Annotated in this window: 18 protein-coding genes and 1 pseudogene; 10 read left to right on the plus strand and 9 right to left on the minus strand. The window is 64.2% G+C overall.

Annotated elements, in window-relative coordinates; all coding sequences use genetic code 11:
* Positions 1 to 11: 11 nt before the first annotated feature.
* Positions 12 to 2060, plus strand: coding sequence for an FUSC family protein (locus ABD05_RS27070; RefSeq protein WP_047903038.1), 2049 nt, complete (start codon positions 12 to 14; stop codon positions 2058 to 2060).
* Positions 2061 to 2082: 22 nt separating this feature from the next.
* Here the strand turns inward: ABD05_RS27070 and ABD05_RS27075 are convergent, their stop codons facing one another.
* Together ABD05_RS27075 and ABD05_RS27080 are read right to left on the minus strand one after the other, a co-directional pair.
* Entirely contained in the window at positions 2083 to 3003 is a 921-nt protein-coding gene (locus ABD05_RS27075; RefSeq protein WP_047903039.1) for a bestrophin family protein, read from the minus strand.
* Positions 3004 to 3015: 12 nt separating this feature from the next.
* Complete coding sequence (locus ABD05_RS27080) at positions 3016 to 5340, minus strand: FdhF/YdeP family oxidoreductase (RefSeq protein WP_047903040.1); 2325 nt, start codon at positions 5338 to 5340, stop codon at positions 3016 to 3018.
* A 155-nt stretch (positions 5341 to 5495) separates the two neighbouring features.
* Here ABD05_RS27080 and ABD05_RS27085 point away from each other — a divergent pair, with 155 nt between their 5' ends.
* Positions 5496 to 6917, plus strand: a complete 1422-nt coding sequence (locus tag ABD05_RS27085; RefSeq protein ID WP_047903041.1) for an aminotransferase-like domain-containing protein — start codon at positions 5496 to 5498, stop codon at positions 6915 to 6917.
* 55 nt (positions 6918 to 6972) lie between these two features.
* Here ABD05_RS27085 and ABD05_RS27090 read toward each other — a convergent pair whose 3' ends face one another.
* The gene (locus ABD05_RS27090; protein WP_047903042.1) at positions 6973 to 8214 is read right to left on the minus strand and encodes a mechanosensitive ion channel family protein; all 1242 of its coding nucleotides are present in this window, start codon (positions 8212 to 8214) and stop codon (positions 6973 to 6975) included.
* Between the two features lie 501 nt (positions 8215 to 8715).
* Between ABD05_RS27090 and ABD05_RS27095 the strand changes: the two genes are divergently transcribed.
* Positions 8716 to 10434 (plus strand): SulP family inorganic anion transporter, encoded by a 1719-nt coding sequence (locus ABD05_RS27095; RefSeq protein WP_047903043.1) that lies wholly within the window; start codon positions 8716 to 8718, stop codon positions 10432 to 10434.
* Between the two features lie 12 nt (positions 10435 to 10446).
* Here the strand turns inward: ABD05_RS27095 and ABD05_RS27100 are convergent, their stop codons facing one another.
* The gene (locus tag ABD05_RS27100) at positions 10447 to 11322 is read right to left on the minus strand and encodes a LysR substrate-binding domain-containing protein (protein WP_047903044.1); all 876 of its coding nucleotides are present in this window, start codon (positions 11320 to 11322) and stop codon (positions 10447 to 10449) included.
* A 95-nt stretch (positions 11323 to 11417) separates the two neighbouring features.
* On the opposite strand from ABD05_RS27100, the gene ABD05_RS27105 reads away from it, so the two are divergent.
* Positions 11418 to 12017 (plus strand): LysE family translocator, encoded by a 600-nt coding sequence (locus ABD05_RS27105; RefSeq protein WP_082146235.1) that lies wholly within the window; start codon positions 11418 to 11420, stop codon positions 12015 to 12017.
* 38 nt (positions 12018 to 12055) lie between these two features.
* Here ABD05_RS27105 and ABD05_RS27110 read toward each other — a convergent pair.
* From ABD05_RS27110 to ABD05_RS27130, 5 genes and pseudogenes are all read right to left on the minus strand, one after another.
* A pseudogene (locus ABD05_RS27110) lies at positions 12056 to 12460 on the minus strand (DHA2 family efflux MFS transporter permease subunit); the annotation flags it as partial.
* An 11-nt stretch (positions 12461 to 12471) separates the two neighbouring features.
* On the minus strand, positions 12472 to 13035 hold the full coding sequence (locus ABD05_RS27115; RefSeq protein ID WP_047903046.1) for an isochorismatase family protein: 564 nt from the start codon (positions 13033 to 13035) through the stop codon (positions 12472 to 12474).
* Positions 13036 to 13109: 74 nt separating this feature from the next.
* Entirely contained in the window at positions 13110 to 13553 is a 444-nt protein-coding gene (locus tag ABD05_RS27120) for a MarR family winged helix-turn-helix transcriptional regulator (RefSeq protein WP_047903841.1), read from the minus strand.
* 196 nt (positions 13554 to 13749) lie between these two features.
* On the minus strand, positions 13750 to 13986 hold the full coding sequence (locus ABD05_RS27125; RefSeq protein ID WP_047903047.1) for a DUF7661 family protein: 237 nt from the start codon (positions 13984 to 13986) through the stop codon (positions 13750 to 13752).
* 44 nt (positions 13987 to 14030) lie between these two features.
* Positions 14031 to 15113: a serine hydrolase gene (locus tag ABD05_RS27130; RefSeq protein ID WP_047903048.1), complete on the minus strand. Its 1083-nt coding sequence runs from the start codon at positions 15111 to 15113 to the stop codon at positions 14031 to 14033.
* A gap of 594 nt (positions 15114 to 15707) precedes the next feature.
* Here ABD05_RS27130 and ABD05_RS27135 point away from each other — a divergent pair.
* From ABD05_RS27135 to ABD05_RS27160, 6 genes are read left to right on the plus strand one after another with little or no spacing between them, the layout of a single operon-like run.
* Positions 15708 to 18239 (plus strand): type VI secretion system Vgr family protein, encoded by a 2532-nt coding sequence (locus ABD05_RS27135; protein WP_047903049.1) that lies wholly within the window; start codon positions 15708 to 15710, stop codon positions 18237 to 18239.
* Between the two features lie 6 nt (positions 18240 to 18245).
* Positions 18246 to 19220, plus strand: a complete 975-nt coding sequence (locus ABD05_RS27140) for a DUF4123 domain-containing protein (RefSeq protein ID WP_047903050.1) — start codon at positions 18246 to 18248, stop codon at positions 19218 to 19220.
* A gap of 43 nt (positions 19221 to 19263) precedes the next feature.
* Positions 19264 to 22161: a T6SS effector BTH_I2691 family protein gene (locus tag ABD05_RS27145; RefSeq protein WP_047903051.1), complete on the plus strand. Its 2898-nt coding sequence runs from the start codon at positions 19264 to 19266 to the stop codon at positions 22159 to 22161.
* Complete coding sequence (locus ABD05_RS27150; RefSeq protein WP_047903052.1) at positions 22158 to 22889, plus strand: putative type VI secretion system effector; 732 nt, start codon at positions 22158 to 22160, stop codon at positions 22887 to 22889. The genes ABD05_RS27145 and ABD05_RS27150 overlap by 4 nt, the downstream gene beginning before the upstream one ends.
* Positions 22890 to 22910: 21 nt before the next feature.
* Positions 22911 to 23648, plus strand: coding sequence for a putative type VI secretion system effector (locus ABD05_RS27155; protein WP_047903053.1), 738 nt, complete (start codon positions 22911 to 22913; stop codon positions 23646 to 23648).
* A gap of 2 nt (positions 23649 to 23650) precedes the next feature.
* Positions 23651 to 23902 (plus strand): PAAR domain-containing protein, encoded by a 252-nt coding sequence (locus tag ABD05_RS27160; protein ID WP_047903054.1) that lies wholly within the window; start codon positions 23651 to 23653, stop codon positions 23900 to 23902.
* Positions 23903 to 23945: the final 43 nt, after the last annotated feature.

Consider the following 23945-nt stretch of genomic DNA (forward strand, 5'->3'; position numbering starts at 1 on the left):
ATGCTCGCCGGATGAAATTCGCTTTCCCCAGCCTGCCGCCGTTCGCGGCCATCCGGGCCGCGCTGCGCGACGCGCGCCCGACGCTGCCGCCCGGCACTATTGCATTCGCGCTGCGCAATACGGCCGCGTCGCTGCTCGCGCTTTACATCGCATTCCGGATGAACCTCGACGACCCGATATGGGCCGCGTCGACCGTATGGATCGTCGCGCAGGGCAGCCGCGGGATGGGCTTATCGAAGAGCCAGTACCGGATTCTCGGCACCGCGATCGGCGCGGCCGTCGCGCTCGCGCTGACCGGCGCGTTCGCGCAGACCCCCGAGTTGTTCCTGCCGGCGCTCGCGGCGTGGATCGGCCTGTGCGCGGGCGTCGCCACGTTCCAGCGGAATTTCCGCGCGTATGCGGCGGTGCTCTCGGGTTACACAGCGGCGATCATCGCGATGGACGCGGTGTCCGCGCCGCTGCATGCGTTCGACATCGCGATCGCGCGGTTCCTGTACGTGGTGGTCGGCATCCTGTGTGCCGCGGCGTTCGAAACGATTTTCGCGCCGGGCGCGCCGCTGACGGACGTCCGTACGCGGCTCGCGCGCTATCTCGATCGGGCCGTTGCCGTCGGCGCGGGCGCACTGCGCCGCGAGCCGAACGACGCGGCAGTACACGGGCTGTTCGCGGACGCGCTCGAACTCGACACGGCGGCGGAATATGCGGCGACCGGCGCGCCGCCGGCGCGCAACGCGATCGGCCATCTGCGTGCCGCGGCGCTGGGCGTGCTGACCGCGCAGGCGGCGGGGCAGGCGATTCGCGAACACGCCATGCGCGGCGGCGATGCGCCGGACCCGCTGGTGGACGAGGCCGCACGCGTGCTCGACGGCGTCGCCGCATCGCGCGAGCCGGGCGCGTCACGCGACTCGGGGCGCGCGATGGCGGCGTTGCGCTTGCGCGTGGACGACGCGCTGCGCGCCGAGGCCGCCGGGCCGGCCGGCCCCGACACGTCGCGCCTGCTGACGCTCGACCGGCTGGCGGCGCTGCTCGCGGGCTTCGACCATGCATTCGCGAGTCAGGCGCTGCTCGACCGGCCTGAGCCGCCGCCTTCGCACGTGCGCTACGCGTTCCATCACGATCCGGTGCTCGCGTGGCACAACGGCATCCGTGCATTCATCGCGGTACTGGTCGCGTCGGCGCTCTGGATCGTCACCGCGTGGCCGTCGGGCGCCGGTTTCGTCGCGATCACGGCCGTGGTCTGCGCACTGTTCTCGACCCGCCCGAACTCGGTGCGCGCGGCCGTCGGCTTCCTGAAGGGCTCCGCGTGCGCGGCTGTCGCGGGCGTCGTCTGCAATTTCATCCTTCTGCCCGCGGTGTCGGGCTTCGAGATGCTGGCCTACATCCTCGGCGTGTTCCTGATCGGCACGGGCATCGCGATGCGTCATCCGCGCACGGCCGCGATGGGCAGCGGCTTCTCGATCTTCTTCTGGAATTTCACGTCGCCGGACAATACGGCGCGCATCGGCGACGCGTCGTTCCTGAATGGCGCACTCGCGACGATGCTCGGGATCGCGTTCAGCGCGCTGGTGTTCGCGCTCGTGTTTCCGGGCGATCCCGGCACCAGCCGGCGGCGCCTGCATCGCGCGGTGCGCCGCGATCTGGCCGACATTGCGCGCGACCCGCGGGCGTGGTCCGTGAGCACATGGCTGAGCCGCACGGCCGATCGTCTCGCGCGCGAACTCGGTTTCGCGGGCAGCCTGCCGCAGACGCTGATCGAGCGCGACATGCGCGACTTGCTGGCGATCTGGGGAATCGGCGACAGCCTGCTGTCGCTCGCCGAACTGGCGGCGCGCGAGCCGGCCATGCGCCGTGCGGCAACCGTGGTGCGCGCGCGGGTCGCGCGCTCGGATTTCGCGCAGCTCGACCGGGCCTGCGACGCGGCGGCCCGCGTGCTGCGGCGGCGCGTGGCCGCCCGCGACGGCGACGATACGCATGCGTTGTTGCGCGGCATCGTGCTGCTGCGGCGAATCGCGGATGCGGCCGCCGAGCACGGCGGCTTCCTGCGCGGGCGCAGCGGCTGAGCGACGCCGCGCGGGCGGCGGGTCAGGTGAGCCGATACGACCGGCCGGGCGTCACTTCCGCCGGCAGCGGCTCGCGGTTCAGTTCGAGCAGCGTGCGCTCGATCTGCCGCGTGATCGCATCGAGTGCGAGATGGTTCGGTCCGTCGCCGAACGGCTCGGCGATCGCATGTGCAATAGCGTCGAGCGCGATCAGCGTATACGCGACGAACACGGAGACGAACGGCGTCGCCGCGCCGATCGAGTCGACGAGGCCGAACGGCAGCAGCACGCAGTACGCATAGATGGTCCGGTGCAGCAGCACGTCGTACGAGAACGGGATCGGCGTTGACGCGATGCGCTCGCAGCCGCTCACCATCGAGACGAGCTCGTCGAGGCGCGCGTCGAGCATCCACAGGCGCGTGTCGGCGAGGTGACCGGCGTCGGCGCGCGCGGCGAATGCTTCGCGCAGCCCGTGCACGATCGCGACCGGGCGGAACCGCGACGCGGCGACGCGCGCGTAGGTGTCGTGGTCCAGCAGCGCATGCAGGTCCGCGGCCGGATCGGTGCCGCGCAGTTGATGCTTGAGCGCATAGACGAACGCGACGACGGTCCGCACGAACGCGCGCCGCGCGTCGTCGTCGTGATCGACCGCGCCGTAGCAGAGCGCCTGCGACACCAGCGTGCGCGTGGCGGTCAGCACACCGCCCCACAGTTGCCGCGCCTCGCGGTAGCGGTCGTAGCTCGCGTTGTTGCGAAACCCCGCGAAGATGGCCAGCGTCAGGCCGATCAGCGTGAACGGCGTCGGGTTCAGCGGCACCTTCTCGCCGAGCACGCGGCCGCCGCCCCACACGGCGACGAGACTGATCGCGAGCGTCAGCACGAGCTGCGGCAGGATGGTCGGCAGCACCGAGCCGTTCCAGACGAGCAGCATCCGCAGCCAGTGCTCGCGCGGCCGAACGATCATCGTCGTGCTCCGTCAGGCGGCGATCGATGCCGGCGCGGCCGCGCGATGCAGCAGCACGGGCACCGACTTCGACGTCGGCGTGTTGCACACGTCGCCGACGCTGTCGAGCGGCACGAGCGGGTTGGTTTCCGGGTAGTACGCGCCGATGCAGCCGCGCGGGATGTCGTACTCGACGAGCAGGAAGCCGTCCGCGCGCCGCTCGATGCCGTCGTGCCACACGGTTTCCATGTCGACCCATTCGCCGGCTTTGAGCCCGAGCATCGCGAGATCGTCGCGGTTCGCGAACACCACGCGGCGCTGGCCGAACACGCCGCGATAGCGGTCGTCGAGCCCGTAGACGGTCGTGTTGTACTGGTCGTGCGAGCGCGTCGTCATCAGTGTCATCAGGCGTTCGCCGTGCAGCGCGCGGGCGCGCTGGATCGGCGTGTCGGTCGGCAGCGCGTGCGCGATGAAGTTCGCCTTGCCCGTTGGCGTGAGCCATTCGCGGTCGCGCGATGCGACGCGCAGGTGGAAGCCGCCCGGCCGCGCGATGCGCGTGTTGTAGTCGTAGAAGCCGTCGAGCGTCGCCTCGATCGCGTCGCGGATCTTCGTGTAGTCGTCCTTGTACGCGAGCCAGTCGATCTTGCCGCTGCCGAACAGCGCATGGCCCATATGCGCGACGATCGCGGGTTCCGACATCAGGTTCGGCGACGCCGGCTTGTTCATTCCGTACGACACGTGGACCATGCTCATCGAATCCTCGACCGTCACGCCTTGCGCGACGTTGTCCTGCAGGTCGATCTCGGTGCGGCCGAGCGTCGGCAGGATCAGCGCGTCGCGGCCGTGGATCAGGTGGCTGCGGTTCAGTTTCGTCGTGATGTGCACCGACAGGTCGCAGCGGCGCATGCCTTCCCACGTGCGCGGCGTGTCGGGCGTCGCCATCGCGAAGTTGCCGCCGAGGCCGATCAGCACCTTCACGTGGCCTTCGAGCATCCCCTCGATCGTCTCGACGACGTCGTAGCCGTGGTGGCGCGGCGGTTCGAAGTCGAACACGCGGCCGAGCCGGTCAAGGAACGCCTGCGACGGCTTTTCCTCGATGCCGACCGTGCGGTTGCCCTGCACGTTCGAGTGGCCGCGCACCGGGCACAGGCCCGCGCCGGGGCGGCCGATGTTGCCGCGCATCAGCATCAGGTTCGTCAGCATCTGCACGGTGGCGACCGAATGCTTGTGCTGCGTGATGCCCATGCCCCACGTCGCGATCACGCGCTCGCTGCGTGCATAGAGCTGCGCGAGGCCGTCGATCTGCTCGTACGGCACGCCGCTTTCGGCCGTCAGCGCGGACCAGCTTTCGTTGCGCAGGTCGTCGGCGAACGCGTCGAAGCCGGCCGTGTGCTCGCCGATGAACGCGGTGTCGAGCACGCGCGGCGCACCGGCGGCACGCGCGGCGTCGTCGAGTTCGAGCACGCGTTTCGCCATCCCCTTGATCAGCGCGAAATCGCCGCCGATCGTCGGCTGGATAAACGTCGATGCGATCTTTGTACCCGACATCGTCAGCATTTCGATCGGGCTTTGCGGATCGGCGAAGCGTTCGAGGCCGCGTTCCTTCAGCGGGTTGATCGACACGATCGTCGCGCCGCGCTTCGCGCATTCGCGCAGTTCGCCCATCATCCGCGGGTGGTTGGTCGCGGGGTTCTGGCCGAAGATCAGCAGCGTGTCCGCATGCTCGAAATCGTCGAGCGTGACGGTGCCCTTGCCGACGCCGACCGACGCGGGCAGCCCGCGGCTCGTCGCCTCGTGGCACATGTTCGAGCAATCGGGGAAGTTGTTCGTGCCGTACAGCCGCACGAGCAGTTGGTACAGGAACGCCGCTTCGTTGCTCGCGCGGCCGGACGTGTAGAACGCGGCCTGGTTCGGGTCGGGCAGCGCGCGCAGGTGGCGCGCGATCAACTCGAACGCGTCGTCCCACGCGATCGGCACGTAGCGGTCGGTCTGCGCGTCGTACACCATCGGATCGGTGAGCCGGCCGTGCTGTTCGAGTTCGAAATCCGACTGTTCGAGCAGCTCGGTGACCGTGTGCGCGGCGAAGAATTCGGGCGTCACGCGCTTGCTCGTCGCTTCGGCGGCCACCGCCTTCACGCCGTTCTCGCAGAATTCGAACGTCGATGCGTGCTGGCGGTCGGGCCACGCGCAGCCGGGGCAGTCGAAGCCGTCCGGCTGGTTCTGGCGCAGCAGCGTGCGGTAATTGCCGCCGGCGACCTTTTCCTTGATCAGGTTGATCGTGACGGCTTTCAGCGCGCCCCAGCCGGCAGCCGGGTGGGTGTACGGTTCGATGCGCGCGGTGGCGGATTTCTTTTTCATGATGCAGCGGGTGTCGGGGTCGATGCGTGCAGAGTACGCGCGGCACCCGTCCGGCTGTGTGTACACCTGTTCACTTCAAAAAAGAGTACAGTTGCGACCATTCATACAGTGCGGATCGCAACTGTGTTGTTGAAGGGAAGTTGAAAGGGAGGCGCGTGAAGCGTTACGAACAACTCGCCGACGATCTCCAGGCGCAGATCGAGCGTGGCGTGTATCGGGCCGGCGAGCGGATTCCGTCGGTGCGGCAGGCGAGCCGGCAGCAGCAGCTGAGCGTCACGACCGTGCTGCGCGCGTACCTCGTGCTGGAAAGCCGCGGCCTGATCGAAAGCCGGCCGCAGTCGGGTTATTTCGTGCGGGCGCGCGCGGCGGCGCCGGCCGAGGCCGAGCTGCACATCTCGGCGCCGGCCGCCGAGCCGTCGGCAGTGGACGTGAGCCGGCTCGTGCTGTCGACGCTGCGCTCGATCGCGCGCGACGACGCGGTGCCGCTCGGCTCGCCGTATCCCGATGCATCGCAGTTCCCGGTGCAGCGCCTCGCGCGCTATGCGCAGGCGATCGGGCGCCGCCGCACGCGCTGGGGCGTGATCGACGACCTGCCGCCCGGCAACCAGGAACTGATCCGCCAGATCGCGCGGCGTTATGCGGAGCGCGGAATCGCGGTGGAGCCGGGCGAGATCGTGATGACGATCGGCGCGACCGAGGCGATCAACCTGTGCCTGCAGGCCGTCGCGAAGCCGGGCGACACGATCGCCGTCGAGTCGCCGACGTTCTACGCGATGCTGCATGCGATCGAGCGCATGGGCATGCGCGCGCTCGAAGTCGCGACGCACCCCAGCGACGGCATCGATCTCGACGCGCTCGAGCGGATCCTCGAGCGCGAGCGCATCGCCGCGTGCATGGTGATGCCGAATTTCCAGAATCCGCTCGGCTTCCAGATGCCCGATGCGCGCAAGCGCGCGCTCGTCGAACTGCTGGCGAAGCACGGCGTGCCGGCGATCGAGAGCGACGTCTATCACGAGCTGCACTTCGGCGACACGACACCGAGCGCGCTGAAATCGTTCGACCGCGACGGGCTCGTGCTGCATTGCGCGTCGTTCACGAAGAGCCTGTCGCCGCGCTACCGGATCGGCTGGGCGATGCCGGGCCGCTACCGCGACCAGGTCGAGAAGCTGAAATTCCTGAACACGCTCGCGACGCCCGCGATCGAGCAGCTCGCGATCGCCGAGTACCTGAAATACGACGGCTACGATTTCCACCTGCGGCGCATGCGCAAGCAGTACGCGCAGCAGGCGAGCCTGATGAGCGCGATGGTGCGGCGTTTCTTTCCGGAAGGCACGCGGCTGTCGCAGCCGCAGGGCGGGTATGTGCTGTGGGTCGAGCTGCCGCCGCAGGTCGATGCGATGAAGCTTTACACGCTCGCGCTCGCGCAGCGGATCACGGTCGGGCCCGGGCACATGTTCTCCGCGGGCACCGATTACCGGCATTTCATCCGGCTCAACTACAGCTATCCGTGGTCGCGGCAGATCGAGGAAGCGCTGAAGGTGCTGGGGCGGCTCGCGTCGGAGTGCGCGGCGCGGTGAGCGGTGCTGTGCCGCGAGGCAGGCGGCGGCCGGTGGCCGGCCGCCGTGGCATGGATCAACTCGCGCGCGGCGCCTGCAATTCGGCTTGCGCGGCCCCCGCCATCTGCCGCATGTCGAAGCCCGACGGGTGCTGGTACACGCGCAGCCCGAACTCCGGCAGCACCGCGATCAGGTGATCGAACAGGTCGGACTGGATGGTCTCGTAGTCGACCCACGACGTCGTATCGGTGAAGCAGTACAGTTCGAGCGGAATGCCTTCGGCCGTGAGCGACAGCTGCCGCGCCATGCACGTCATGTCGCGGCGGATCCGCGGATGGCTCTTCAGGTAGTTCGCGACATACGCGCGGAACGTGCCGAGATTCGTCAACTGGCGGCGGTTTGCCGGGCAGTCGCCGGCCGCGCCGAGCGTGCCGTTCCATTGCTCGATCGCGTCGACCTTGTCTTCGAGGTAGTCCTTCAGCAGCGTCAGGCGTTCGAGCCGTTTGATCTCGTCGTTCGCAAGAAAGCGCACGCTCGTCGCGTCGACGAACAGCGCGCGCTTGATGCGCCGGCCGCCCGCTTCGGTCATCCCGCGCCAGTTCTGGTAGCTCTCGGTAATCAGTTTCCAGGTCGGCACCGTGATGATCGTGTGATCGAAGTTCGCGACCTTCACGGTGTTCAGCGTGATGTCGATGACCGTGCCGTCCGCGCCGGCCGACGGCATCGTGATCCAGTCGCCGATCCGCAGCATGTCGTTCGACGACAGTTGCACGCCCGCGACGAGGCCGAGCAGCGTGTCCTTGAAGATCAGCATCAGCACCGCGGACATCGCGCCGATGCCGGACAGCAGCAGGCCGATCTGCTTGCCGGTCGCATCGCCGATCACGACCAGCGCGGCCGTGATGAACATCACGAGCTTGACGAGCTGCATCGCGCCTTTCAGCGACAGGCGCGGCTGGTCGCGATGGTGCGTGCGATGCATGTGTTCGAGCGCGGACAGCGTCGCGCTGATCGTCATCGTCACGAGGAACACGATCAGCGCGAACAGTACCTTGTCGATGGCCTGAGCGGCCGTGTCCGGAATACCGGACACCGCGCCGAGGCCGAGCTTGATCACGACGAACGGGACGATGCGGTTCAGCCACTTGAACGCGCCGAACTCGAACAGCGCGTCGTCGACGCGCGTGGCCGACAGCCGCGCGAGCCGCGCGACCACGCGAAACAGCAGGAAATGGACGGCCGCGGTGATCGCACCGGCGGCGGCGAGCAGGACGAGGATGCCGACGAGCGGCGCAAACGAAGCTTCATTCAGGTTCATGGGGCAGACGGGGGCAGACAGGGCCTACTGGTGCGTTGAATCGGCGCCGCGATGCAGCGCGCGCCCGGCGAAGGGCACATGAAAGGGACCGTGATTGTGCCATCGGGTTCCGGACGCGTGCCGTGAATGTGCGTCGCGCGGCTCCCGAATATCCTCACCATTGTGCAGGTCTCCTCTGTATTCCGGTGATGGCGAATGGCGAACCCGCATCACCGCAAGCCGATGCGTACGCCTGTCGCCGGATGCATTTTAGTTAGTCCCGCGATCGGCTCGAAGCCGCTACGGCGGGCCTTCGCGGGCGAAGGCACCCGGCCTGCGATTCATGCCATCATGCCGGCATCGCATGCGTCGTCGGTGTATTGCTTGCCGTCGTTTGCGGCCAATCCGGCGACGGTGAGCGACACGCGACGTGTTCGTGCACTTGCCATGCGAGGCCTGCCCGGGGCACGATGCACGAACGACTTCGCGAACCCCGTCACTTCGACCTCACGCATTTCACGCATGCACGATTCCAACGAAAGCCGTCCGTTACGCGTGCGGCTGCTGAAAGGCATCCTCCCGATCCGCCGCGCAGCGGCGATCCGCGACGTATTCGCGGGCATTTCGCTCGCGTCGATGGATATTCCGCAGGTGCTCGGTTACGCGCGCATCGCTGGCATGCCGGCCGTCACGGGTCTTTACACGGTGTTCCTGCCGCTCGTGGCGTTCGCGTGCTTCGGCGCGTCGCGCCATCTCGTGGTCGCCGCCGATTCCGCGACCGCGACGATCTTCGCGAGCCGGCTTTCGTCGATGGCGCCGGCCGGCAGCGCCGATTATGCGGCGCTGGCCGGCATGGTCGCGCTGCTGACCGCCGCGATGCTGCTGCTCGCGCGCCTCTTCAAGCTCGGTTTTCTCGCCGATTTCCTGTCGCGCACGGTGCTGGTCGGCTTTCTTGCCGGCGTCGGCGTGCAGGTGTCGATCGCGATGCTCGGCGACATGCTCGGCCTCGCCGTACCGTACCCGGCATCGCGCAGCCTCGCGCAACTCGACTATGTCGTCACGCATCTCGTCCACGCGAACCGGCCGACGTTCGCGCTCGCGGCGCTCGTCGTCGTCGCGATTCTTGCGTGCAAGCGGTTCCTGCCGCGCGTGCCGATGCCGATGATCGCGGTCGCGGGCAGCATCGCCGCAAGCCATGCGTTCGGCTTTGCAGCGCACGGCATCGCGGTGCTCGGGCCCGTCGCGGGCGGGTTGCCGCCGCTGCGCTGGCCGTCCGTCACGTGGCAGCAGTTCCTCGATCTCGTGCCGGTCGCCGCGTCGTGCTTCGTGATGATCATCGCGCAGAGCGCGGCCGCCGCACGCGTGTTCGCGCAGCAGTACGGCGAGGAGGTCGACACCAACGCCGACATCCTCGGCCTCGCGGCCGCGAATGCGGCTGCGGCGATCGGCGGCGCGTTCGTCGTCAACGGCAGCCCGACGCAGACGGCGATGGCCGACGGCGCGGGCGTGCGCAGCCAGATCGGGCATCTCGCGTTCGCCGCCGTCGTGGCCGTCGTGCTGCTGTTCCTCAGCACGACCCTGCAGTATCTGCCGCATGCGGTGCTGGCCGGCATCGTGTTCACGATCGCGCTCGGGCTGATCAACGTGCGCAGCCTCGCGGCGATCCGCAAGGAAAGCCCCGGCGAATTCACGCTCGCGCTCGTGACGGCCGCGGCCGTCGTGACGGTCGGCGTCGAGCACGGCATCCTGCTGGCCATCGCGTTGTCACTGATGCGGCACGTGCGCCACAGCTACCAGCCGCACACGATGGTGCTCGAACCGGTCGAAGGCAACGGGCGGTGGCAGCCGGTGCCCACGCGGCCCGGCGCGATGACGGCCCCGGGGCTGATCGTCTACCGGTTCGGTTCCGACCTGTTCTTCGCGAACGACCATCTGTTCGCCGGCGAAGTGACCGAGCTCGTCGAGGCGGCGCCGGTGCCGCCGCGCTGGTTCGTCGTCGACGCGGGTGCGATCACCGATCTCGACTATTCGGCCGCGCGGACCGTGACCGATCTCGTCAAGACGCTGCACGCGCGCGGGATCGGCGTGCTGTTCGGGCGCGTCAACCGCTACCTGCGCGCGGACATGGATCGTCACCGGATCACCGAGATCGTCGGCGCGTCGTGCATCTTCGCGACGCTGCATCAGGCGCTGGAGGCGGCGGGCACGACGCCGGCGCCGCAGGAGCCGGGCACCGTGTAGCGTGAACCGGCGCTACGCTGCCGCGCGGAGGCGTGCGAAGCCGTTGCGCAGGTGGCGGGCCAGTTCCGTTGCGGCCGGCGTGCGCTGGCCGCGCGGCAGATGAAGGTTGATCGCGAAATTCGGCAGCGCGGGCAGGCCGCTGCCGGCCGGCAGGATGTCGAGGTCGGCCGGCACGGTGGACGCGAGCCACACGGTCACGGCGAGATCGGAGCGCACGGTTGCGGCCGTCGCGTCGAAGCTGCCGTTCTCGAACACGGTGCGCCACGCGCGATCGCAGCCGCGCAGCGCGTCGAGCACGGTCGGGCGGAACGCGCAGGTCTGCGCGACCATCGATACCGGCAGCGGCGTGTTCCGGTGCGCGGTGCCGCCTTTCGCGCCGACCCAGACCAGCCGGTCGACCGCGATGCATTCGCCGCGCGACGGCCGGACCGGCGCCTCGATCAGCGCGACGTCGAGATCGCCTTGCGTGAGCCCCCGCCGCAGTTCTGGCGACGCCGCGCACACGAGCGAGAGCGCGACCTGCGGATGCGCCTGTGCATAGCCTTTCAGGATCGGCGCGAGACAGGTGCTGACGAGATCCTGCGGTGCGCCGACGCGAACGGCGCCTTCGACCGCGCCGGCCGTCAGGTCGGTCAGCAGCGCATCGTGCACGGCGAGCAGCCGGCGCGCCTGTTCGAGCAGCCGCTCGCCGGCCGCCGTGAGCAGCAGGTTGCGATGCTCGCGGACGAACAGCGGGCCGGACAGCGTTTCGAGCCGCGCGACCTGCTGGCTGATCGCGCCTTGCGTCAGGTGCAGCGCACGGCTGGCCGCCGTCATGCTGCGATGATCGGCGACCGTGACGAAGGCGCGCAGCAGCGCGATGTCGAGATTGCGTGTCATGCGTAACATTATGAATGCTAATGGCAGGCATAAAAAGCTTTCGCTTTCGTAATGGGGAGATCGCGCGTAAAACAGGGCTTCGACGACGACAACCGGGAGCCTCCGTGCTGCTTCGCGACTACCTGCCGCTGATGCTGTTCGTGATCGTGTCCACCGTGACGCCGGGCGGCGCGACGACGCTTGCAACCGCATCGGGCGCCCATTTCGGCTATCGGCGGTCGCTGCCGCTGATGGCCGGCATCGCGGCCGGCCTGGCGTCGATGGCGGCGGCCGCCGCGGCCGGGCTCGGCAGCGTGTTGCTTGCGCTGCCAGCATTGCAGTTCGCGATGAAGGCGGCCGGCTCGTTGTACCTCGTGTGGCTGGCCGTACGCATCGGGCGCGGCGGCAAGCCGCGGCTCGATGCCGCCGTGCACCGGCCGCAAGGGTTCGTCAGCGGCGTCTGGATGCTCTGGCACAACCCGAAAGGCTGGGCGATGACGCTCGGCGCGGCCGCGTCGTTCGCCGCGCTCGCGTCCGGGCCGGCACGGCTCGGCGTATTGCTCGGGCTGGCGTTCGGCGTGGCCGCGATGGTGTCGCTGTCGCTGTGGTGTTTCGCCGGGCTGCTGTTCGCGCGTGTGTTGCGCACGGAGCGGCAGTGGCGCTGCCTGAATGCGGGGCTGGGCGTGTTGCTCGTGATCTCGATCGTGCCGATGTGGCTGCCGTAGCGGGGAGGCCGCGCGCGTCGTGCGGCGCTCCCCCACGTTCAGCGCGAACCGGCGCGCGCGGTGCCGGCAATTCGCCCGCCCGCACCGGCCGACCACAACGGCAGCCGCAGCGTCGTGACGAAGCTCGCCGCATGCAGCACGCAAAGCAGGCCGAACGCCCACGCGTACGCGACGGCTTGCGTGCCGCCGACCGATATCGATTCCGCTTGCAGCCGCCACGCGAGGAACAGCGTGCACAGCGTCGTGAACGTCGGGCCGCCGAGGCGCTGCACGATATTGAGCGAGGTCGTCGCCATCGGCAGGTTGCGGCCCTCGACCGACGCATACGCGGCGGAGATCGACGGCGCGCCGATCGCGCTCTGGCCCATGCCGCGCAGAAACAGCGCCGGCACGAGCACGGTCGGATCGTAGCCGGTCAGTGCGAGGAACACGAACGGCAGTGCGCACCGGTCGCTCACGCGCCGCGCCGGTCGAGCAGTGCGACGATGTCCTGCGTCGAGCCCGTTTCGCCGAGGCGCGGGAACATGCGCTCGATGCTGTTCACGTGCGCGTCCGCGTTGAGGTCGGTCATCGCGTCGACGGCGAGCGTCACGTTGTAGCCGAGTTCGTGGGCCTGCCGCGCGGTCGATTCGACGCCGATGCTCGTCGCGACGCCGGTCAGCACGATCTGCGTGACGCCGGCCGCCTTCAGATGCGCGTCGAGATCCGTCGCGGTAAACGCGCCCCAGGTCTTTTTCGTCACGACATGGTCGCCCGGCTGGCGGTTCAGTTCGGGCACGAGTTCGGTCCAGTCCGCGGGCAGGGCGTCCACGCGCACCTGCTGCTGCGTGCGGCCCGGCGCGCCGCCGGCGACGTTGACGAGCACGACCGGCAGGCCGCGGCTGCGGAATGCGTCGAGCAGTTCGCGGGCATGCGCGACCACCGGCGCGACCGGATGTGCGGTGGGGAGGGCGACGATGCCTTTCTGCAGGTCGATGACGACGAGGGCCGTGTTCGTGTCGAGACGGGTTGCGCTCATGATGGGGCTCCGTGGAGTGGACGAAGGGAGGCGGGCGCGAATGCCGCGCATCGCGGCATGCGTGCCCGCCGGATTCACTGGTCGCCGATCCGCCTGATCAGCGGGATCGCGGCGGCGAGCGTGCGGATTTCTTCGGGATCGAGCTTCTCGATTGCGGCACCGAGCCACTGGTGCTTCGCGACGTTGCGCTTGCGCCGCGCGTCGAGGCCGATCGCGGTCAGCTGGAAAAGGATCTGGCGGCCGTCGGTCGGGTGCGGCTCGCGCTCGACGAGGCCTTCCTCTTCGAGGCTCGCGAGGATCGTCTTCATCGATTGCGGCTTCATTGCCTCGGCGCGGGCGAGATCGGCGGTCGTCATCGGCCCGTTCTGTTCGAGCCGCGCGAGCGCGCTCGTCTGCGACATCCCGAGGCCGTCGGCCGGGAGTTCGGAACGGAGCCGACGGATCAGCTGGCCGACCGCCAGGGTCAGGTTGGCGGCGACGGTGTCGGCAGCAAGGCCGGATGGACGCGAATCGGTCATGGGCGGGATCATAGGTTAAGACAGTTTAACTTGCAAGTTAAACTGTCTAATTTAAAAAGGGATGTGAACACGATCGGTTCGTTCGACGATCGGCGTGTTGCGCACGTCGTGGCGTGACGATACCGGCTGACACAGGGGGAATGCGAGACGCGGGCGGCGCGACGCCTGCCCGCGCGCCCGCTGAGGGCGTGTTCCGCTAGACGCGACCGGTCGGGGGAACCGGCACGACTTCGCTGTATTTCGGCGTGGCGTCCTCGTGCAGCAGGTCGCCGAGGTATTGTCCGAGTTCGTCCGCGGCGAGCGCGGACGGAATGTGCAGGTCGGCCGGGCGCCGCTTGCCTTCGGCGCCCAGATCGAACACGGTCCAGCGGCCGTTCTTGCGCACGACGGCGAGCAGCCGTCCGAATGCATTGAAGCGGTATTCGTCCTGCATGGCATCGCTCCCGTAGGGTGAACGCGCCGGCCGCCTGCGCGCGCTTACTGGATCGAGCAGGTCAGCCAGCGATGGATCTTGAGGGCGTCGCTCGATACGCCGGCGCGCGTCGGCGCGCCGAGCAGCACGACCGTTTCGCGACGGCCCTTCACGCGCATGCGCATCACGACGCCGTGCCCCGATTCGTTGATGAAGCCCGTCTTCTGCAGCCGGATCGGCAGACGGCGGTAGCGGACGAGCGGGTCGGAATTCACGTACAGCAACTCACCGTCGCCGGGGCGCACGGTGGTCGACGTATCCGTGGAGAAATAGCGGATCAGCGGATCCTGCGCCGCCGCGCCGACGAGCTTCGCGAGATCCTCGGCCGTCGATACGTTGTGCGGCGACAGGCCGGTCGGCTCCCTGAAGTGCGTGTGGCGCATGCCGAGCCGGCGCGCTTCGCGGTTCATCGCCTTGACAAACGCGGTGCGCCCGCCCGGATAGTCGCGGCTCAGCGCGGCGGCCGCGCGGTTTTCCGACGACATCAGCGCGATATGGAACATGTCGCGGCGCGACAGCTGCGAGCCGACCTGCAATCGCGAACCGGTGAACTTGATCGTGTCGCGGTCGTGTGCGGTGACGCGCAGCACACCGTTCAGCGGACGGTCGGCGTCGCGTGCGACGACGGCCGTCATCAGCTTCGAGATCGACGCGATCGGCCGCACGGTGCGCGCGTTGCGGGCCAGCAGCGGTGTACCGGAATCGACGTCCAGCACGTAGGCCGCGCGTGAATGCAGCGACCCGACCGCGCGCGGGGTGTAGCCGCAGCTTGCCATCAGGCGTGGTTTGGCGGCCGCCGGGCGCGGGCGTACGGCGGTCGTGCGCTTCGCGCGGCGATGCTGCGGGGCCGGCGCCGCATGACGCTTGACTGCCTGATGCTTCACGCGCGGGCGGCGATGCTTGACGGCCTTGCTCTTGCGGTGGGCTGGCTTCTTCTTGACGGCTTTCGCATGCGCGTGGGCATGCGTGGTGCGATGCGGCTGCGCGCGCTGCGCGGACGCGTTTGCGGCGAACGCGAGCAGCAGGAACGAGAGGGCGAGGATCAGGGTGGTCCGGGCGCGAGGCAGGCGCGCGATGAGGCCGGTCAAGCGAAAGTCTCCTTTTCACGCGCGATGCGGCTGCGCGGAATGCATGGGGGGGCAGCGGGTGCGGGAAATTATAAGGTCGATCGCGTGGCGATGACGATTGGATCGCGCGCAATGGCGCGTGATGCACGCAGATTCAGGCTGTTCTTTTGCAGTCGGCTAGCGGTGCGCAGGCGGTGAAAACCATCAGGGCGTACCGCTCCGGGGTGCCGTTGGCCGGTCCCTGGTGGCGAGCCAATAGATACCCAACGCGAACATCGCGACGAGCGCGAGGCTCAGCCCGATCAGCACAAAGGTAGGGGGATGAGAGATCACGAAAACTCCTGAGCGAAATGCGCCAATGCGGAAGTGCCTCGGCGGAGCGGCCGTATCCGGGCCGTGCTCAGGGAAGTGATATGTGACTCAAAAATTTTGGATTGCACTCAAAATAGCAATAACAACCTATCTTTTGATCGATTGGGTAATTTTTACTGATTCGAACCGTAAATTTATTGAGACTAGTAGATGGGCGCTCAGTACTATCGTGTTGTTCCGAAAGGCATTTATAATCAGCGCTCGGCAGAAACCCCACCTGAATACCAACCAAGGGCAAGCTGCATGGGCCACACCGCACTTTATAAGACGTTGCGTCTGGGCAACGCGCAATACAATCGTCTTGTCAAACTCGACACGCCGCTTGGCGTTGATTGGTTATTGCCGCTCTATGTGAAAGGAACGGCTAAGCTGGGCCGCGATTATGAATTCGTCGTTGATGCGGTTTCACCGCGCGGCAGTCAGATCGAACTCAACGCGCTGCTTGCCAAACCCGTCACGCTCTGGATTCAACAGACAGACGGCACGTACATGCCGATTCACGGTTACGTTCACAGATTCAGTCGGCTGGGATTCGATGGGGCGTTGACCTATTACAAGCTGGCATTCTCCCCCTGGCTCTATTTTTTGCGCCTGCGTCGTGATATGCGCGACTGGCAGGAACAGAACGGCGAGCAGATTCTGACGGATGTCTTCAATGAGCATCCTCAAGCGCGCGGCGCGTTCCGCTTCGATCTCCACAAGCCGCTGCCGTCTTATTCGAATCGGGTGCAGTGGGAATATGACCTGAACTTCGTCAACCGCAGCCTTGAAGAAATAGGCGTGTTTCCGTATTTCGAGCAGGCGGACAACGGCCGGTCGCACACGATGGTCCTGACGGACGACGTGTATTTCGTCCCGCAACTGAAACAGTCCATTGTCGAGTTCAGTCATACGGGATTCAGCGGCGAAATGGACGGATTCGTGCAATGGAAGGAGCAGCTTCAGATCGAAAGTGCTCAACTGACCTCGCGCTCGTTCGACTACAAGCGGCCGGATCTTCCCCGGCAAGTTCAAGGCGTCACCGATACGCAGAGCCAGTTGCCGACGGACGGCGAAGTCTACGACTACCCGGGCGCGTACATGTGGTCAGACCGGGAGCAGGGCGAGCGCCTCACGCAGATCCGGCTAGAGGAGAGGAAGTCCAGAATGAAGCGCTTCCACGGAGTGGGCGGCTTGCGCTGTGCGATGCCTGGGCGGCGCTTCGAATTGCACGGCCATCCGGTTCATGACGCTGGAAGTCAGCCGGATCGTGAATTCGTGCTGCTCGGGGTGGACTGGTTAATTCGCAATAATCTGCCCGGTCTGGATGAGGTGGGGGATTTTCCCGACGGACTGGCTGTGGAAATCGCGGCAGCGAAGGTTGGTGCGACGGTGAGCCACGCGGATGGTGGCGAAGGTTTCTTTCAGGTGACGGTTGAAGCTCAACCGCGTAGTGTTCCGTTCCGCAGCCCATTTGAGCACAAAAAGCCGGTGATGCAGTTGCAGAACGCGATCGTCGCTGGGCCAGGCGGCGAAGAGGTCTATACGGATTCGCTGAACCGGGTGAAGGTGTGGTTCCACTGGAACCGTCGCAATGGCCAGGATGAACGCGCGTCATGCTGGGTGCGACCGACGTTCCTTGATGCGGGCTCGAACCGTGGCGGGATTCAGCCGCTACGCAAGGGCGACGAAGTGATCGTCGGTTTCATGGAAGGTGACTGTGACAGGCCTGTCATTATCGCGAGGATGTACGGGGGCGCGACGCAGCCTGTGTGGCATACGAACGGATTGCTCTCCGGCCAACGTTCTCGCGAGTACGGCGGTACCGGGTACAACCAGCTCGTGATGGACGACTCGACGCAGCAGAATCGAGTTCACCTTTACTCGAGCAGCTATCAGTCTCACTTGCACCTCGGGTACCTGATCCAGCAGACGGACAATACGCGCGGCGCGTTCCTCGGCAGCGGTTTCGATCTCAAATCGGATGCCTACGGCGCGATTCGGGCCGGACAGGGTTTGTTCGTGTCGACTCACCCGACAGCGACGAACCAACCGTTGAACGTGACGGCGGCGTCCGAACAGTTGGCCAGTGCGGAAACCGTTGTTGATCTGACATCGCAGGCGAGTTCGTCGAACCAGGCGGAGAGTCTGCAGGAGGGGCAGGACGCGCTCAAGAAGTTTACCGATGCCACGCATTACAGCGTGAGTGGTGGTGCCGGTAGCGGTGGCCGCACGGGCGGCGGCGGCACTGGGAACGCAAATGGGTTTTCAACGCCGATCATGCTGATTGCGAGCCCTGCCGGGGTGGGCGTGTCAACGCAGGACTCGGCACAGCTCACGGCGAATCAGCAGGTCAATATCGTGAGTGGCAAGAGCACGCACGTGGCTGCCGGTAAATCGCTGATTGTGAGCGTGATGGAAAAGATCAGCTTATTCGCGCAGAACGCGGGTATCAAGCTGTTTGCTTCCAAGGGCAAGGTTGAGATTCAGGCGCAGAGTGACGAGATGAAGTTTTCGGCGCTCAACGACGTGACGATCACGAGTTCGAATGGGAAGGTTGTTATCTCGGCCGAAAAAGAAATCTGGATCGGTGCAGGTGGCTCGTATATCAAGATCACGCCTGATCTGATTGAGAACGGCACCAGTGGTCAAATTCTCGAAAAGTGTGCGTCGTGGGATAAGCCGGGCGCATCGTCGATGCGCCTGCCTTCGCCGATCGCGAGCGTGCCGAAGGGCTGTTCGTGGAAGACCGCTGCGGCATCAGCCGATAGCGCTTCGAGCGTTGTGCTGGAGTAAGTGGATATGGACAACTCAGATGCGCTTGATATGGATGAGTCCCCGGAGGCTGCCGTGATAGGTGCGGCCGTCAGCGGCTTGCGCGCATATTTCAGCAAGCGGCCGGAGATGCACTGCTATCTCGTCGTCGATCCGAGCCAGCGAGATCTTATGAATGACGACGAGGAATCCGAGCGATTCGAGGATTTGACGAGTGCGATCGTAGAGGTCAGGCACGACGCTTTTCCTGACGGTCATCGGCCCTGTCTCGTCGAGTTGGACCTTGCCATTCGCGAAGGAGTTGACGTTTTGGTAGAGAGTGTGCGGGTAGCCTTCGAGGATCGCCGTCCAATGTCGATGGCCGAAGGGTTGGGGCAGCGGGTCGGTGGATGGCTTGCCAGCGAGGCGTCATTGGCGGAGGTCGCCGAGCATTGGTCCCGCCACGTTCTGCAGTACAACGAGGAAGGGCGGCCGTGTGCGCTGCGTTTCTACGATACGCGAGCGCTCAGTTTGATCTGGCCAATGTTGTCCCAAGAGCAGCAGCAGGCGCTGCTGGGGCCGGTAAAGGTGTGGCACGCGCTCGACGCTTGCGCGAAATCTTGTGCGTACAGCGTACCGGCGGGGTCACGTGATGAGCTTTCGCTCACGACGGAGCAATGGCAGCGGATTCATCGTCATGGATTGATCAACAGGGCGCTCGCGCTATATGCGATGGCGGTTGATCGCCAACCGGAGCCATCCGAAGTTGTAGTGGCGGATGCTGCTGCCGCGCGTGCGGCGCACTACGGCCTGTTCGACCGTGACGATTGCGTGGCGTTCATTGGGAACGCGTTAACGTGGCATCCTGAGTTCGATCTGCATCCGAAGGTGCTGCAGCTTTTGGACGCACGGACGCCCGATCAGTTTTATACGGCAGCGGTCGGGGTATTGACGGAAGCGGATGTGGCGGAGATTCGAGACGGCGCCTGGTATGCGCGGCTGAGCGCTTCGTCGTCCCGTTGATTGGTGTTGGCAAGATTGCCTGAATTCAATACGAAGAGAGCGTATGGCAGCAAATAACCAGAAATGTGCCAACTGTGAGAAGACGGGGCTGCCGATTTTGCCGGTGCGGTACGCCGTCCTGCCCAAAACGGTAAAGGCAAAGATGCCCGCCGGCATCGTCGGCGACCGCGTGACGACCGTTGGCCTTACCGAGCATCAGTATGGTCTCCGAACCTTGCGCGACGGTTGGCTCTATCTTTTATACGAAGTAGGTGCACGTGGTACCAATTACTGGGAAGCGTACAAGGTGACCGAAGACGGCCGGTTTTGGAAGCAGTCGTTACCGTTGCCGTCGGTTCCAACCACCCATCCGGCATGTGCCAAGACGAGCATTGCCGTTCCGATGGATGTCATCGCGATCGAGCAACCCGAACTTTGTACGGGCAAGGTTTATATCGCGTTCTCGCAACATGCGTGGCATCCACGAACTTTCGACAAATACGAGATCTACGTAGACTTGCGTAAACAGCGCATGCAATGGATCGAACCGTCGAAATGGGTCCCCACGGGGAAAGATGGGACGGGGCACGCAATCGTTGCAACGGAGTCTTCAATCAACGATGTGCTCGAGTACATGCCGGGCTTGGATGCGAAGCAACTGTGCGTGCTTGACGATAAGCAGCGCTTTACTGCAGACGATGGCAGCTATCGAGAAGATCTGCTTGCCCGCGTGGTGTCGCGTTACCCCTTGAACATTCGACAGGCGTCGCCAGCATCGGCGAGCCAGTCGCTGGTGAAAATGATGGGCCAAGTTGGAAAACACGATGCCGGCGGCGGGGCAACTTCGTCAACCTATCCCCCGATGTTGCTCGCCTTGTGGGACGCAGTTGGCAACGTTCACGAGCTGAATGGCTTTCGCAATGATCCAGTGTCCTGGCTCGATCGATATGGCTCGCAGCAGGAACTTGGTATGAAGGTAATGGCGCTGAACGACGTCGATACGGCCAAACGTATCGTCGACTCGCGCACGGGTCAGAACCTTGCAACTCAGGAGGCCATGGCGAAGGAGGCGCATGCCATGACTCCGCTTGGGTCGGCGACGGCTCGTGCCGGATTGGCTGCGCAACGCGCCAGGGCGCTAGCGGGAGCGGATGCTGCGCGTGCCCAGCAGGTTAATGCGTATTATGACGATCTCGACTGGATGGCCGCCAATAATATTCCAGGAAGCTATCAGACTCGTATTATTCAGATTGGCCGATTTAGTAGTGCAGGCAGCGCAAGTTCGAGTATGCCTTACCTGGGTAAATACCGCGATGAAGTCATGAACGATGCGCGCAAGTATGCAAAGGCGCAACCCGGTTTCCATGATCGCAATCTCGACAGGATGCAGAAATCGGAGTGGTCTCGGTACGAAGCACGACTTCAGCGAAAGCAAATCGAGGATTTCCGTACGCCGTACAAGAAGTTGCAAAACGCAGTGTTCCAATTGCAGGAAACACGCAGCAATGATGTCGGAAAATGGCTGCGAACGCCACTTCTTGCGGACACGCTTGACGACTATTACTGCGACGATCTAAGTGACAGCTTTGAATTCGAAGTTGTGGTTGCAATGGCAATCGACGGGCTGGGATCAACGCCCAAAGGGCTCGCGATTCTCGATGATCTGATCGGCCGCTGGAAGCCGACGGACAAGGAAAGCATCGTGTGGCGGGCAGTCGCCATGAACCATCCAGCAGGGCGCGAGGAGCTTGAGAAACTGCTCGCCAGCGCGTTGGAGCACAAGGATACGCCGCTGGAGGACGATGGTGTCAAGTATGTCGTAACGGCGGTGAAGTATATTGGTAAACTGACCGATTATTACAAGAAATATTCGAAATTGGCCTTGGAAACCAATCCGGCAAAGATTTCATATCTGGGTGCGATGTACAAGGAGCAAGGGCGTGACGTCTTGCTGATGAATATCGGTGATCGCGTCTTCGAAAAACTCCGAATCAATAAGTTGGGCGATTTTGTCGGGGAAAAAATTGTACAGACGTTGTTCCTCCAGAGGGCAGGAGTACCTGTCGAGGATGCGCTGGCACTCGTCCGCAAGCAGGCCCTGTATGACAAGGTGAGTCGAAGCGAAATTTTGCAGCGTTTTCGCACGGCACGAACTGTGTTGTCGGCGCCGGCGAAGGCAGGAGCGAACCCGACTACCGAGTTGTATGAGGTGTGGGATAAGTTGAAGGCCGACAAGGATGCGAACGCGCTGAAGGAGCTTCGTCTCGGTCGTATCGCGGTGATCGCGGCTCTATGTGAGTTGGTGAACTTCTGGCATCTGTTGTCAGAGGCCAAGGACGAAGATACCACCGCCAAGCTGATCAAATCGGGGGCGTCGCTCAGTGCGGCGATCATCACAATTGCGATGACGCCGTATTACGGTACGCTGAAGAAGTCCGTTCGGACGATGGGCTGGAAGATGGTGGGAGGTTTTTTGTCGGGCGCTGGCGCATTTGCTGCAGCTTGGCTGGACTACGGAGCAACTCGAAAATCGCTGAAGAGCGGTCAGTACGACGTAATGTGGATCTTGGTTGCGAAAACGATGCTGGGGGTTGCCTCCGGTACGGCATTTGTTATCGATGCCATCAGTACTGCGGCGCCGCTATTCAAGACGTTGGCGGCTCGCTCAGGGAATCGAGTCGTCGTCATGGCGGTCGAGGCTGTTGCATCGCGAGTGGCAGTGGTTGCGTCGCTCCGAGTGGTGAGCATGCTGATTACATGGGAAGCGACCATTGGGTTGCTCGCACTTCAAGTACTCGCTGACGTCCTGACCCCGGACGAGTTGGAGTCGTGGTGCTCTCGCTGTGTATTCGGCACTGGGCAAGAGGCTATTCTGCGTGTGAAAGATCACAGTGTTGCAAAATACACGGATATGGCGCAGCAGGAAAAGGCCTTTGAGAAGGCAATGACGGAGATGGCATGAGTTTGGAGCGTGAATATGCAGTTCAGGTGCTGCGAGGCACGATCAGCGAGTTGAAGTGCCGGCGTCGCCAGCAGGACTTCGTCTTGAGTGAAACGCAGCATGCTTACATGCAGGCAACGGCCGCAGGTGCGGCCCTGGCTGGCATGGGAGCATCGGCGATCGGGTTGATCCAATCGTCTGCAAATTCCGAGGAAGAAGCGGATTGGGTGGAGTTTGAACTGGGCGGCAAGCAGATCGAAGGGTGGCTCTGGAAGATGCCGATGAAAGAGGGCGACGAAGTTGAGGTCGTTGCCGAATTGAGGCCGCGTGACCGCTACTTTGCGTATTCAATCCGGAGAGTTCGGGACGATATCGTGGCAGTATATCCGCATGCGACGAGAGGGAGGTCGGCCCTTTATCGTTGGCTGATGAAGATCATGCTGTGGTTTTTTGTGCCGGTCTACGCTCTACTGTGCTTCATGCTGTCACGTGACGCCGCTGATATCGATAGCACGACTCTCATGACAGTCTTGGGAGGTGCAGGTGCCTTTTCTCTATTGATATTCTGGATCCTGTTTTACCGTGCGTATCTCAAGATGAAACGCTTTGCCAGATTGGCCGAAGTCATTTTCTCCTGCTACGGCTGGAGTGAGGTACGCAGGATCAATCTCGTACGTTCGTCGAAACAGATGAAGCCGGAGAAGCGAGATCTCGACTATGGCATTCACTACTTCCACTATCGGCCTTGAGGTGCGGACGGTGGAGGTGGCGTGAGTTCGGAGCGTGAATACGCAGTTCAGTTGCTGCGAGGCACGATCAGCAAGCTGAGGTGCCGGCGTCGCCAGCAAGACTTCGTCTTAAGTGAAGCACATCACGCCTACATACAAGCGACGGCGGCCGGTGCAGCGTTGGCTGGCATGGGTGCATATGCAATCGGGTTGATTCAGTCTTCAGCGAACTCCGAAGAAGAGGCGGGCTGGGTGGAGTTTGAACTCGACGGCAAGCAGATCGAGGGATGGCTCTGGAAGATGCCCATGAAAGAGGGTGACGAGGTGGAGATCGTAGCCGAACCGAGGCCGCGTGATCACTACTTCGCCTACTCAATCCGAAGAGTCAATGATGATGTTGTCGCGGTGTATCCGCACGCGACGCGAGGGAGGTCAGCTCTTTATCGTTGGCTGATGAAGATCATGCTGGGTACGGTCGTGATTCTGAATGCGGTGGGGAGTTTGCTTACGTTTACCGACACGGGTATGGATCGAGTCACTCTTATGACCGTTATGGTCGGTGCATGGGCTTTCTCACTGCTGATCTTCTGGGTCCTGTTTCACCGTGCTTATCTGAAGATGAAACGCTTTGCTAGACTGGCTGAAATCATTTTCTCCTGCTACGGCTGGAGTGATGTACGCGGGATCAATCTCGTACGTTCGTCGAAACAGATGAAACCGGAGAAGCGAGATCTCGAATACGGCATTCACTACTTCCACTATCGCCCACAGGGTACTTAACAATGATGAATCTTATTCGCGTAGGTGACGATACCGATCATGGTGGCAAGGTGATTACGGGATCGTCAAAGATGCGATTCGACGGCCGTTTCGTTGCCCGCAAGGGTGATGAGGTTTCGTGCCCCCAGCATCCGGATGTGAAGCCAAATTTGATTGTCGAGGGCGACGAATCAATGACCGACGACGGTGTTCCGATTGCCCGGCACGGTCACCGGGCGACCTGCGGCTGTCACTTGATTTCGAGCCTTACCTGACCTGCATGAATTACGGCGCGACTTGATCGTCCAGGTTGAGGCA

The sequence above is a fragment of the Burkholderia pyrrocinia genome (assembly GCF_001028665.1).
GTDB classification, from domain to species: Bacteria; Pseudomonadota; Gammaproteobacteria; order Burkholderiales; family Burkholderiaceae; genus Burkholderia; species Burkholderia pyrrocinia.

Coding starts and splice junctions, on each gene's coding strand:
- ABD05_RS27160 (WP_047903054.1), top strand. CDS start 23,651: ATGATGAATCTTATTCGCGTAGGTGACGATACCGATCATGGTGGCAAG.
- ABD05_RS27075 (WP_047903039.1), bottom strand. CDS start 3,003: ATGATCGTTCGGCCGCGCGAGCACTGGCTGCGGATGCTGCTCGTCTGG.
- ABD05_RS27150 (WP_047903052.1), top strand. CDS start 22,158: ATGAGTTTGGAGCGTGAATATGCAGTTCAGGTGCTGCGAGGCACGATC.
- ABD05_RS27115 (WP_047903046.1), bottom strand. CDS start 13,035: ATGAGCGCAACCCGTCTCGACACGAACACGGCCCTCGTCGTCATCGAC.
- ABD05_RS27090 (WP_047903042.1), bottom strand. CDS start 8,214: ATGAACCTGAATGAAGCTTCGTTTGCGCCGCTCGTCGGCATCCTCGTC.
- ABD05_RS27070 (WP_047903038.1), top strand. CDS start 12: ATGAAATTCGCTTTCCCCAGCCTGCCGCCGTTCGCGGCCATCCGGGCC.
- ABD05_RS27120 (WP_047903841.1), bottom strand. CDS start 13,553: ATGACCGATTCGCGTCCATCCGGCCTTGCTGCCGACACCGTCGCCGCC.
- ABD05_RS27095 (WP_047903043.1), top strand. CDS start 8,716: ATGCACGATTCCAACGAAAGCCGTCCGTTACGCGTGCGGCTGCTGAAA.
- ABD05_RS27140 (WP_047903050.1), top strand. CDS start 18,246: ATGGACAACTCAGATGCGCTTGATATGGATGAGTCCCCGGAGGCTGCC.
- ABD05_RS27100 (WP_047903044.1), bottom strand. CDS start 11,322: ATGTTACGCATGACACGCAATCTCGACATCGCGCTGCTGCGCGCCTTC.
- ABD05_RS27080 (WP_047903040.1), bottom strand. CDS start 5,340: ATGAAAAAGAAATCCGCCACCGCGCGCATCGAACCGTACACCCACCCG.
- ABD05_RS27125 (WP_047903047.1), bottom strand. CDS start 13,986: ATGCAGGACGAATACCGCTTCAATGCATTCGGACGGCTGCTCGCCGTC.
- ABD05_RS27145 (WP_047903051.1), top strand. CDS start 19,264: ATGGCAGCAAATAACCAGAAATGTGCCAACTGTGAGAAGACGGGGCTG.
- ABD05_RS27135 (WP_047903049.1), top strand. CDS start 15,708: ATGGGCCACACCGCACTTTATAAGACGTTGCGTCTGGGCAACGCGCAA.